The following is a 10,909-nucleotide window of genomic DNA, read 5'->3' on the forward strand; positions in this document are numbered from 1 at the left end:
TCAGCGGGAGGCGACCAACCAGACCAGCTCGCCGGCCGAGTCGGTGGTGCTGTGGCACCGACGGAACCCGAGCTTCTCCAGCACCCGGAGCGACGGCGCGTTCCACGCCCGGACCGTCGACCAGATGCGGGGCCGCCCGGTCGCGAACGCGGCGTCCAGCACGGCGCGGGCCGCCTCGGTCGCGTACCCCTGGCCGTGGTGGCGGGCAAGCAGCTCGTAGGCCAGCTCGGGTTCCGCGACCGATCCCCTGCCCACGACGATCGCCGCGTAGCCCAGCGGCTCGCCGTCCGGGCGACGGCGCAGCACCAACGCCCCGATGCCGTGCGTCGCCCAGAGCTCCTGCATCGCCGTGATCCGCTCGCCGGCCTCCGCGACGGTGCACGGCCCGCTGCCGCGCGCGGTGAACAGCTCCGCCAGCCAGGGGGCGTCGGCCGGTTCCTCGGGCGTGAGCACCAGCCGGGCGGTCTCCAGGTGGACCGGCATCGGCGGGTGCGCCGGGGAACCCGTCACCGGGAGGAGGCGAACCGGTCCACCCGGAACGGGTCCAGCAGGGGGCTCGGTCCGCCGTCCACCATCTCCCCGGCGAGCAGCTCGCCGGCGATGAGCGCCAGCGTCGCGCCGCTGTGGGTGAAGGCGACGTGCAGGCCGTCGACCCCGGGCACCGGGCCGAGCACGGGGTGGCCGTCGCCGGGGATCGGCTTGCGCCCCACGCCGATCGACGCCGCGGTCAGCGGCGGGTGGCCGGCGAGCAGCCGGGACGCCTCGGCGAGCAGGCCCGCCACCGTCGAGTCGCGGACGTCGAAGGTGCCGTCGTCGCGGCGGACGACCTCCTCCTCCGACCACGCGGCGTCCATCACCAGGGCGCCGCCGGGCGCCGGGCGCAGCGCCACCCGCGGGGTGTTCAGCACGGCGCGGAGGCCGTGGTCGACCGGTGGGGTGCGCACCAGCAGCGCGTTCGTGGTGGCGTCGGGGATCGGCACGTCGAGCTCCGCGAGCGCGGCCGGCACGCCGGCGCCGGTGGCGAGCAGGGCGACGTCCGCGGGCACCCGGAGACCGGTGCGGGTGCGGACGCCGGTGACCCGGCCGGCCTCGACGACGACCCGGGAGCGGCCGGTCGAGGTGCGCACCTCCCCTCCGGCGGCGACGAGGTCGCGGGCGAGCCGGTCGATCAGCGCGGGCAGGTCGACCCACCCCTCGTCGGGGTTGAACTCGGCGCCGTCGTCCGGCAGGGCGGTGGCGTCGATCCCCGGGACGCGGTCGGCGACCTGCGCCGGCGTCAGCCACTCGGCCGGGTAGCCGATCTCGCGGTGGTGCGCGAAGGACTCCCGGACGCCGTCGCCCCAGCGGAGCCCGCCGTCGAAGCGGACCCAGGGGACGTCGAGCGCGCGGTACCGCTCGAGCCCGAGCACCCGCAGCCGGTGGTACCCGGCCGGGAAGGTGCCGGCGGAGTTCAGCCAGGACAGCGACCGCCCCGACGCCCCGTCGGCCAGTTCGCCGTCGGTCAGCAGCGTGACCCGGGCACCCCGAGCGGCCACCTGGGCAGCGGTCGAGACGCCCAGCACTCCCCCACCGATGACGACCACCTGCCGCTGCGCTGCCACGGGTGCAGCCTGCCACCGGCAGGCCCGGCCGGCCTGGCCTGGAGTCCGTCGCCACCGGCCACGGCGACGGGACCGGGCGGTCTGCGAGGATCGGCCGGCGTACTCGGGACTCCGGGCACCGCGACGGACGGGGAAGCGACGCAGTGGAGCCTGATTTCGCGCAGTTGTTCGCGGCCCTGCCGGCAGCTCACCTGGTGCTGACCCCCGGCCTGGTGATCCGGTACGCGAACCCGGCGTACCTGCGGACGATCGGGGTCGTCGCGGACCAGATCATCGGCCGGGAGCTGTTCGCGGCCTTCCCGCCGGCACCCGATGCGCTGGACCCCGACGGCGTCCCCTACATCGCCCGCTCCTTCGAGCGCGCACGCGCCACCGGCCGACCCGACACCCTGCCGATCGAGCGCTACCCGCTGGTGGACCCCGACACCGGGCTGGCCGAGGACCGCTGGTGGGCGCTCACCGCCATCCCCGTGCTGGGCGAGGACGGCGAGCTGGAGGTGTTCCTGCAACGGGTCGACGACCTGACCGACTACGTGCGCGAGCAGGAGACCCGGCTGCCCGACCCGGCCGAGCGGGAGCACCTGCAGGCCCAGGTCCTGCGCCTGCAGTCCGAGCTGACCGCCCGCACCCGGGAGGTGGAGGCCGCCCGGGAGACCGAGCGACGCACCTCCCGGACGGTCGAGGCGATGCCGTCCGGGTTCGTGTCGATGGACACCGAGTGGCGGCTCACCCTGCTCAACCCGGCCGCGGAGGAGGTGGTGGGCCTCCCCCGGGCCGACCTGCTGGGCCGCACCCTGTGGGAGGCCTTCCCCGACGCGATGGGCAGCGAGTTCGAAGCCACCTACCGGAGGGCCGTCGAGACACGGGAGCCGCAGACGCTCACCGCCTACTACCCGGCTCCGCTGGACGCCTGGTTCGACGTGCTGTGCTGGCCCTCCACCGACGGGCTGTCGCTGTACTTCTCCGACGTCACCGACCGGCAGCGCTCGGTCGAGGAGTCGGCACGCCTCGCCGCCCGCCTCGCCCTGCTCGCCCGGGTCAACACCGCCCTCATCGAGGCGCACGACGTCGCGGCCACCGTGGGGGCGCTGCCGCACGCGCTGGTGCCGGCCCTGGCGGACGCCTGCATCGTCACGGTGGTGGACGACGGCGGGCGCCCCCGCGACGTCGGCTGGGCGCACGCCGACCCGGCGCTGCGTGCACGGCTCACCCGCTACGTGTCCGCCCGTGCCGAGACGGTCCACCTGCACAGCTCGCTGGCGCGGGTGCTGGACACCGGCCGGCCGGAGTCGGTGCCGGCCTCCGAGCTGGCGGCCTCGCTGCCCGACGGGGAGGCGCGCCGGCAGCTGCGGTCGCTGGGCCCGGTCCGCGCGGTGAAGCTGCCGCTCCGCGGCCGCGGCTCGGTGTTCGGCGCGCTCACCCTGCTCAGCGGCGCCGGGCGTCCGGCCGACCCGGCGTGGGAGTCGACCGCCCAGGAGATCGCCGACCGGATCGGCCTGGCGCTGGACAACGCCCGCCTGGTGAACGCGCAGGCCACGATGGCCGAGAGCCTGCAGCGCAGCCTGCTCACCGACCCCCCGGGGCCCGACCACGCCGAGATCGTGGTGCGCTACCTGCCCGCCGCCGAGGCCGCCCAGGTGGGCGGCGACTGGTACGACGCGTTCCTCCAGCCCAGCGGGACGACGATGCTGGTGATCGGCGACGTGGTCGGGCACGACACGGCCGCCGCGGCCGCCATGGGACAGCTGCGCGGGCTGCTGCGCGGGATCGCCACGTACAGCGGCGCCGGCCCGGCCGAGGTGCTGCGCGGCCTGGACGCGTCGATGGAGACGCTGATGATGAACACCATCGCCACCGCAGCGGTCGCCCGGTTCGAGCAGACCCCGGAGGAGGTGGCGCAGGGCGTCACCCGGCTGGTGTGGGCCAGCGCCGGGCACCCCCCGCCGCTGGTCATCACCCCGGACGGCGAGGTCACCGTGCTCGACGACGGCCGCGCCGACCTCCTCCTCGGCGTCGACCCGGCGACGCGGCGGCGCGAACGGGTGCACGTCCTCGACCGGGGGGACAGCGTGCTGCTCTACACCGACGGGCTGGTCGAGCGCCGCGACGCATCCCTCGACGACGGGCAGGCCCGGTTGGTCGACGTCGTCGCGGACCTGGCCGGTGCGTCGCTGGAGGACTTCTCCGACGGGGTGCTCGACCGGATGGTGCAGGGCCGCCCGGACGACGACGTCGCCCTGGTCGCCGTCCGCCTGCACCGCCAGGACCGGCCCCGCCCCGCCGAGGCCGGGCCGGCCGTCGTCCCGACCTCGCTGGAGGACCCCGCATGAGCTCCCTCGCCTGGCCGATGCTCACCCCACCGCGGCCGCTGCAGGTGTGGCGGTCCTGGAGCTGGGAGCTCCGCCGTCCCGCCGACCTCACCCGGTACCGCCGCCTGCTGCGGGCCGAGGCGCTGCCTCCCGACCGGGTCGACGGCGACGCGGATGCCGACGGGTCAGCGGTCGAGCGGTTGCTGCTCGCGTTCGAGGAGCTGACGTCGAACGGCGTCCGGCACGGCCGGCAGCCGGTGTGGACCACCGTCACCGCGGCGAGCACCGGCTGGCTGATCGACGTCACCGACGCCGACCCGCGGGACCCGCCCGTCCCCGCCGTGGACCGGGACCCCGCCCACGGCGGGCTGGGGCTGCACCTCATCGCGCGGCTCTGCGCGGCGCACGGCTGGGCGCCCGAGGCCGGCCGCAAGCACGTGTGGGGCTTCGTCAGCCTGACCGAGCAGGGCTGAGGCGGACGGCCCACCCACCGCTCCGGCCACCCGACGGGCGGGGCGACCGCCGTCGCGGCGGGGTGGTGGTCACGACGGGGACGTCGTCTCGGTGTCCACCTGGATCAGCCGCGGGGCCTGCGTCGGCTCGGCGAGCAGCGCGCGCAGGTGGTCGGTGTCGGCGGCCTGGACGCCGGTGACGCCGTAGCCCTCGGCGATCCTGGTGAAGTCCATCCCGGGGATGGTCGTGCCGGGGGCGTCGGGGGTGCCGAGCACGTCGGCGAACCACTGCAACGCGCCGTAGGTGCCGTTGCGGAGCAGCACGAAGGTGACCGGCAGCCGGTGCTGCGCCGCCGTCCAGAGCGCGGTGATGCCGTAGTTGGCCGAGCCGTCACCGATGACGCCGACGACGGGCCGGTCGGCGTCGGCGAGCGCGACGCCGACGGCGGCGGGCAGGCCGAAGCCGAGCCCGCCGGAGGCCGGCCAGAACCAGGAGGCCCCGCGGCGCAGGTCGATCTGCCGCCACCAGGCGGTGCTGGTCGACGTCGACTCGACGACGTAGCGGGTGTCGGCGGGCTGGGTGTCGCGGAGCGCGGCGAACACCTGCTCGGGGTGCAGCACGTCGTCGGCCTGCGGCTGCGCCGGCGCGTCCGGGGTCGTGTACCCGCGGGTCTGCTCGGGCGGCTCGGGCAGCGCCTTCAGCAGCGCGCGGATCACCGCGCCGGGGTCGGTGACCAGGGCGCGGCCCATCGGGGCACGGGAGGCGGCCTCGGCGTCGTCGGTGACCTGCACCAGGCGGGTGCCCGCGGGGAGGAGGTCGCCGGGGACGTGCTGGTGGTAGCGGAACACCGGGGCGCCGAGCACGAGCACCAGGTCGTGGCCCTCGAACGCCTGCGAGATGGGCGCGATGCCGGCGGGCAGGACGCCGCGGAAGAGCGGGTGCCGGTTCGGGAAGGGCAGCCGGAAGGTGCTGGGGGCGACCCAGGTGTCGGCGCCCATCCGCTCGGCGAGGGCGGTGGCCTCGTCGAACAGGCCGTCGGTGTCGAGGTCGCCGCCGAGGACGAGCGCCGGGTTGCGGGCGGCCTGCACCTCGGCGACCAGCCGGTCGAGCACGGCGGGATCGGGGTGGGCGGAGCGCTCGACGTCGCGGTCGAGCACCGCGGCGGCGTTCGCGTCGGCCTCGACGGTCCAGTCGTCGTAGGGGATGGAGAGGTAGCTGGGGCGGCGGCGCAGCCGGGCCTCGAAGACCGCCTGGGCCAGCGAGCGCGGCACGTCGGCGGCGGTGGCGGGCTCGGCGGCCCAGCCGACCAGCGGCCGCATCAGCTGCGCCGCGTCGACGTTGGACAGCATCGCCTCCAGGCCGATGGCCGAGCGCACCTGCTGGCCGGCGGTGAGCACCAGCGGCGTCCGGGAGTAGACGGCGTTGGTGAGCGCGCCCATCGCGTTGCCGGAGCCGGAGGCGGCGTGCAGGTTGACCAGCGCTGGGCGGCCGGTGGCCTGGGCGTAGCCGTCGGCCATGCTGATGACGGCGCCCTCGTGCAGGCCGAGGACGTAGCGGAACTCGCCGGGTAGCTCGGCGAGGAACGGCAGCTCGTTGGACCCCGGGTTGCCGAAGACGGTCGTCAGGCCCTGACGGCGCAGGAACTCGTGGGCCACGGTGCGGATCAGCACTGATCCCCCTCTGGGTGCGGCTGCGGTCGGGCCCACGCTAGGGGCGTTCCCGCCGGCGACCCAACAGCTGCTCCGCCTGACGGTTGCCCGGACACTGAGACCACCCCGACCTCCGCGGCGCGGCCGGGTCGCGAGGTCTTCCCGCAGGCCGTCCCGGCCGAGGACCACGCGGGTCGTCCCGCTCGCCCCCGGCCGGTGACGCCGGCCGGGGTCAGCAGGCGGCCTCCAGCGGCAGCCCGGCGTAGTTCTCGGCCAGCATCCGGGACGCGGACGGCGAGTTGACGACCATCTCCAGCTCGGCGGACTGGCGGCGCAGGTCGAAGTCCGGCACGTCGGAGAACCGGTGCAGCATCGAGGTCATCCACCAGGAGAAGTGCTGGGCCCGCCAGACCCGGGCGAGCGCGGTCTCGGTGTAGGACTCGAGCAGCCGGTCGTCGTGGTCGGCGAAGTGGGCCCCCAGCGCCCGGTCCAGGACGTAGACGTCGGCCATGGCCAGGTTGAGGCCCTTCGCGCCGGTGGGCGGCACGGTGTGCGCGGCGTCGCCGGCGAGGAACAGCCGGCCGTACTGCATCGGCTCGCAGACGAAGCTGCGGAACTGCAGGACGTCCTTCTGGAAGATGCGCCCGGTGGGCACGTCGATGCCGGCCTCGGTGACCCGGGCCTGCAGCTCGGTCCAGATCCGGTCGTCGGACCAGTCGTCCACCGACGTCGCCGGGTCGCACTGGAAGTACAGCCGTTGCACGCTGGGCGACCGGGTGGAGATGAGGGCGAAGCCGCGCTCGGAGCGCGCGTAGACCAGCCCCTCGGCCGTCGGCGGGGCCTCGGCCAGGATGCCGAACCAGGCGAAGGGGTACTGCCGGAAGAAGTCGGCCCGCACGCTGCCCTCGGGGATGAGGAAGCGGGTGGAGGTCCGGGACCCGTCGCAGCCGATGACCATGTCGCACTCCAGCCGCACCCGGCGCCCGTGCTCGGTGAACCCGACCGTGGGCCGGTCGGTGTCGACGTCGGCCACCGTGGTGTCGGCGATCCCGAACCGCAGGTCCCCGCCGTCGGCCAGCCGGCGCGCGATGAGGTCCTTGAGCACCTCGTGCTGGGCGTAGACGGTCACCTTGCGGCCGCCGGTCAGCTCCGCCATGTCGATCTGCCGGAGCGCGCCGCCGAAGGCGAAGTTGATCCGGTCGTGCGGGGCGCCTTCCCGGGTCAGCCGCTCCCCCACGCCGGTCTGCGTCAGCAGGTCGACGGTGGACTGCTCGAGCACCCCGGCCTTGATCGTGGCCTCGATCTGCTCGCGGGTGCGCACGTCGACGACCACGGAGTCGATGCCGCGCAGGTGGAGCAGGTGGGACAGCATCAGACCCGCCGGTCCGGCGCCGATGATCGCGACCTGGGTACGCATGACTGATCTCCTCGTTGAGACGGGTGGACGTGCGGACGGCACCGCGGGCGCGGGTGCGCCGGCGGCGGATCAGGGGTGGGACGACGACGGCGCCGCGCGCTGCGCGCGGTCACGCCGTCCGGAGGAGCAGCGCTCCTCGGGAGCCGCGAGGGGCTCCGGCTCCGGGTCCGTCAGCGGACCCGGGCACTCAGTGGCGGGGAGCCACCTGGCGTACGGCTGCGCCGCACGCCTCGGGCACGGGTACCGCGCCCGACTGCCCGCTGTGGCCACCGCGCGGCCGTCCGCCCAGCAGGTCCTCGAGGACGCTCGCGACGAGGCGAGCTCCCGTCGAGTGGCTGGCGGACAAGACGACCTCCGTGGGTGACCCGCGAGGGGTCGTGGGGCAGGCCGCTCCGGCCTGCGCGGGTTCGATCATGGAACGCCCCCGGGGGCGCCGCGAGCGGTCTTCCGGACGACGGAAAGCGCGGCCGACCGTCAGTCGGACGGACCGCCCACCGCGGCCAGCCCGAGGGTGCGGATCAGGTCGAAGCGGGACGCGTCCTCGGTGCCGGGCTCGGCCGTGTAGGTGACGATGCGCAGGTCGGTGCCGATGGCGGTGAGGACGTCGCAGTCCAACGTCACCTCACCGACGAGCGGGTGCACGAAGGTCTTGGCCTGGAAGCGGTGCTCGACGACGGTGCCCTCGGCCCACAGCCGGGCGAAGCGGTCGTTGGTCCGCAGCTCGGCGAGCACGGCCCGCGCGGACGGGTCGTCGGGGTAGCGGATCAGCGCGGTCCGCAGATCGGAGACGAGCGCGCGCTCGTGGCGTTCGTGGTCGCCCTCGCTCCACACGACCTGCGGCGCCACGCCGGTGAACTCGGCGACGAGCAGGTTGAGCCCGGGGTGCATGTCACCGAGCAGCGACCGCCAGGCCGCGTTAGCGGTGTCCAGTGCGCCGTCCAGACGCCGATCGCGACGTCCGGGAGTCGGGCCAGCAGCCGCTGCACACTGGCCGGGATGTGCGTGGGGACGGCGCTGGGCAGCGGGGCCGGCAGGCCGGCGGCGAGGTGCAGCTGGTCGCGCTCGAGGTCGGAGAGCTGCAGCACCCGGGCCAGTGAGGCGACGACCTGCGCCGAGGGTCGGTCGGCCCGGCCCTGCTCCAGCCGCACCAGGTAGTCGACGGAGACGCCGGCGAGCAGGGCGACCTCCTCGCGGCGCAGGCCGCTGGTGCGGCGGTTGCCCGCGGGGAACCCCACGGCCGCCGGCTGCAGGCGTTCCCGCCAGGCGCGCAGCAGCGCCGCGAAGTCCCCTCGATCGGCCACGGGCCCATCGTGCTGCACCGGCCGGGCGGCTGGGTGGTACTGCCGTCCCCCCCCCCCCCCCCCCCCGTCGAACGGGACCACCGGACGTCGCCCGTCCGGGGGCACCGTCGATCGCATGACGACGACATTGATCACTGGCGGCAACAAGAGCCTGGGCTTCGAGGCGGCCCGGCGGCTGACGGAACTCGGGCACCGGGTGGTCATCGGCGCCCGCGACCCTAGCGGGGTCGGCACGCGGCCGACGAGCTGGGCGTGGACTGGGTGCGCATCGACGTGACCTCCGACGAGTCGGTGGCGGCCGCGGCGGCGGAGGTGCGGGAGCGCTTCGGCGGGCTGGACGTGCTGGTCAACAACGCGGGCATCGCCGGGCCGATCGGCGCGGTGGAGGACTACACCGGTGCGGACCTGATGGCGGTGCTGGACACGAACACCGCGGGGATCGTCCGGACGACGCACGCCTTCCTGCCGCTGCTGCGGGAGTCGGCGGCGCCGGTGATCGTGAACGTGAGCAGCGGGCTGGGCTCGTTCGCCGCGCGCTCCGACGAGTCCCGGATCGAGCACTCGGTCCCCTCGCTCGGCTACTCGGCGAGCAAGGTGGCGGTCAACATGCTCACCTCGGTCTACGCCCAGTTCCTCCCGGAGCTGCGGGTCAACACGGTGGACCCGGGCGTACACGGCCACCGACCTGAACGGCCACGCCGGGCCGCAGACCGTCACCGAGGGCACGGACGCGATCGTCGCAATGGCGACGATCGGGGCGGACGGCCCGACCGGCACCTTCACCGACCGGCACGGCGCCGTCGCCTGGTGACGCCGGCGGCGGTCGGGGACCGCTGACCGCGGCCGGGGACGGCCGGTCGTCGCGGCGGAGGGGCGCCGCCGCGACGGCTCCGGCAGGCGCACCCCACGATCCGGTCACGATCGTCCCGATCGCCTGCCCGCCGCCCTACTGTGCAGCGTCCACTGCGAACGCACAGACGGGGAACAGCATGAGCCAGCCACCCTCCCAGCAGCCTCCCCAGGAGTGGGGGCTGCCCGCCGGGTCTGGCGCCCCCGACGCCGCCGGGACCCCAACCCAGCCCGCGCTGCCGTTCTACCGGCGGACGTGGTTCCTGGCCGTGGCCGGCATCGTGGTGCTGCTCGTCGGCATCGGGATCGGCGGTGCCGGCGGCGGCACGTCCACCAGCACGGTGGCCGACGACGCCCCGGTCACCGGGGCGGCGCGAGCGACCACGACGGTCACCGCACGGGCGCCGGCTCCGGCGACCGTGACCGTGACGGCGGCGCCGCCAGCCGCTGCGGCCCCGGCTGCGACGAGCAAGGCGCCCGCGCCGGTTCCTGCGCCCGCCCCCAAGCCCGCACCTGCGCCTGGGTCCGGACAGACGGTCGGTCAGCAGAACGCTCTCGGATCTGCCGGCGACTACCTCGAGTACTCGGCGTTCTCGCGGTCTGGCCTCATCGAACAGCTGGAGTACGAGGGTTACTCGACCGCTGACGCCACGTGGGCCGTCGACAACACGGGTGCGAACTGGAACGAGCAGGCCGCCCGGTCTGCCGAGGAGTACCTCGGGTACAGCTCGTTCTCCCGGTCCGGGCTCATCGACCAGCTCGAGTACGAGGGCTTCACCCCCGAGCAGGCCGAGTACGGGGTGAGCCAGACCGGCCTCTGATCTGAGGCGGCGGGCCTCGCGCGCGCAGCGGCAGCCGGCCACGGTGGATCCGTGGCCGGCTGCCGATCTCGTGCAGTCAGGTGAGCAGTGGTCCGATCAGGATCTCGGTGCCGTCGGGTCGCCAGGTGCGCCATCGGCCGTCGGGTTGTCGCTCGACCCGGAAGCCGTGGTGGACCTTGGTGTGGTGCCGCTCGCACAACAGCGCCGAGTTCTCCAACGAGGTCTCGCCGCCGTAGAGCCAGTGGATCAGGTGGTGGACGTCGCACCACCAGGTCGGCGCCCCGCAGCCGGCGAACGCGCAGCTCTTGTCCCGGCGCTCCACCGCCTTGCGCAACCCCGGGGTGACCACCCGGTGGTCCCGCCCCAGGTCCAGCGGCACCCCGTCGGGGCCCATCACGATCCGGGAGATGCTCCCGTCACAGGCCAGGTAGCGGGCGCGGGCGGCGGAGATCGTCGCCCCGAACCCCAGCTCGGCAGCGCCGGCGCCGGTGGCGGGGTCGACCAGGTCC

10 protein-coding genes and 1 pseudogene are annotated in these 10,909 nt (G+C 75.1%); 4 read left to right on the forward strand and 7 right to left on the reverse strand.

Going from position 1 to position 10,909, the window contains the following annotated elements:
• Both ACI79U_RS19520 and ACI79U_RS19525 read right to left on the reverse strand, forming a co-directional pair.
• Complete coding sequence (locus tag ACI79U_RS19520; protein ID WP_457071581.1) at window positions 1-510, reverse strand: GNAT family N-acetyltransferase; 510 nt, start codon at window positions 508-510, stop codon at window positions 1-3.
• Window positions 507-1,601 (reverse strand): NAD(P)/FAD-dependent oxidoreductase, encoded by a 1,095-nt coding sequence (locus ACI79U_RS19525; protein WP_457071579.1) that lies wholly within the window; start codon window positions 1,599-1,601, stop codon window positions 507-509. The genes ACI79U_RS19520 and ACI79U_RS19525 overlap by 4 nt, the downstream gene beginning before the upstream one ends.
• Before the next feature lie 143 nt (window positions 1,602-1,744).
• Here ACI79U_RS19525 and ACI79U_RS19530 point away from each other — a divergent pair, with 143 nt between their 5' ends.
• Both ACI79U_RS19530 and ACI79U_RS19535 read left to right on the forward strand, forming a co-directional pair.
• Window positions 1,745-3,931: a SpoIIE family protein phosphatase gene (locus ACI79U_RS19530; RefSeq protein ID WP_457071577.1), complete on the forward strand. Its 2,187-nt coding sequence runs from the start codon at window positions 1,745-1,747 to the stop codon at window positions 3,929-3,931.
• Window positions 3,928-4,383 (forward strand): ATP-binding protein, encoded by a 456-nt coding sequence (locus ACI79U_RS19535; RefSeq protein ID WP_457071574.1) that lies wholly within the window; start codon window positions 3,928-3,930, stop codon window positions 4,381-4,383. The genes ACI79U_RS19530 and ACI79U_RS19535 overlap by 4 nt, the downstream gene beginning before the upstream one ends.
• 69 nt (window positions 4,384-4,452) lie before the next feature.
• Here ACI79U_RS19535 and mdlC read toward each other — a convergent pair whose 3' ends face one another.
• The 4 genes and pseudogenes from mdlC to ACI79U_RS19555 all read right to left on the reverse strand — a co-directional run.
• Window positions 4,453-6,033, reverse strand: a complete 1,581-nt coding sequence (mdlC, locus tag ACI79U_RS19540) for a benzoylformate decarboxylase (protein WP_457071572.1) — start codon at window positions 6,031-6,033, stop codon at window positions 4,453-4,455.
• Window positions 6,034-6,244: 211 nt separating this feature from the next.
• The gene (locus ACI79U_RS19545) at window positions 6,245-7,429 is read right to left on the reverse strand and encodes a 4-hydroxybenzoate 3-monooxygenase (protein ID WP_457071570.1); all 1,185 of its coding nucleotides are present in this window, start codon (window positions 7,427-7,429) and stop codon (window positions 6,245-6,247) included.
• 474 nt (window positions 7,430-7,903) lie between these two features.
• A complete protein-coding gene (locus ACI79U_RS19550) occupies window positions 7,904-8,317 on the reverse strand; it encodes an MmyB family transcriptional regulator (protein ID WP_457071568.1) in 414 nt (137 codons plus the stop codon).
• Window positions 8,318-8,490: 173 nt separating this feature from the next.
• A pseudogene (locus ACI79U_RS19555) lies at window positions 8,491-8,934 on the reverse strand (helix-turn-helix domain-containing protein); the annotation flags it as partial.
• Between the two features lie 48 nt (window positions 8,935-8,982).
• Here ACI79U_RS19555 and ACI79U_RS19560 point away from each other — a divergent pair.
• A complete protein-coding gene (locus ACI79U_RS19560) occupies window positions 8,983-9,567 on the forward strand; it encodes an SDR family NAD(P)-dependent oxidoreductase (protein WP_457071563.1) in 585 nt (194 codons plus the stop codon).
• Window positions 9,568-9,719: 152 nt separating this feature from the next.
• A complete protein-coding gene (locus ACI79U_RS19565) occupies window positions 9,720-10,400 on the forward strand; it encodes an Ltp family lipoprotein (RefSeq protein WP_457071561.1) in 681 nt (226 codons plus the stop codon).
• 76 nt (window positions 10,401-10,476) lie between these two features.
• Here ACI79U_RS19565 and ACI79U_RS19570 read toward each other — a convergent pair.
• The coding region (locus ACI79U_RS19570) for a DUF222 domain-containing protein (protein ID WP_457071559.1) at window positions 10,477-10,909 on the reverse strand (433 nt) is incomplete at its 5' end.

The organism is Modestobacter sp. SYSU DS0904 (assembly GCF_054051115.1).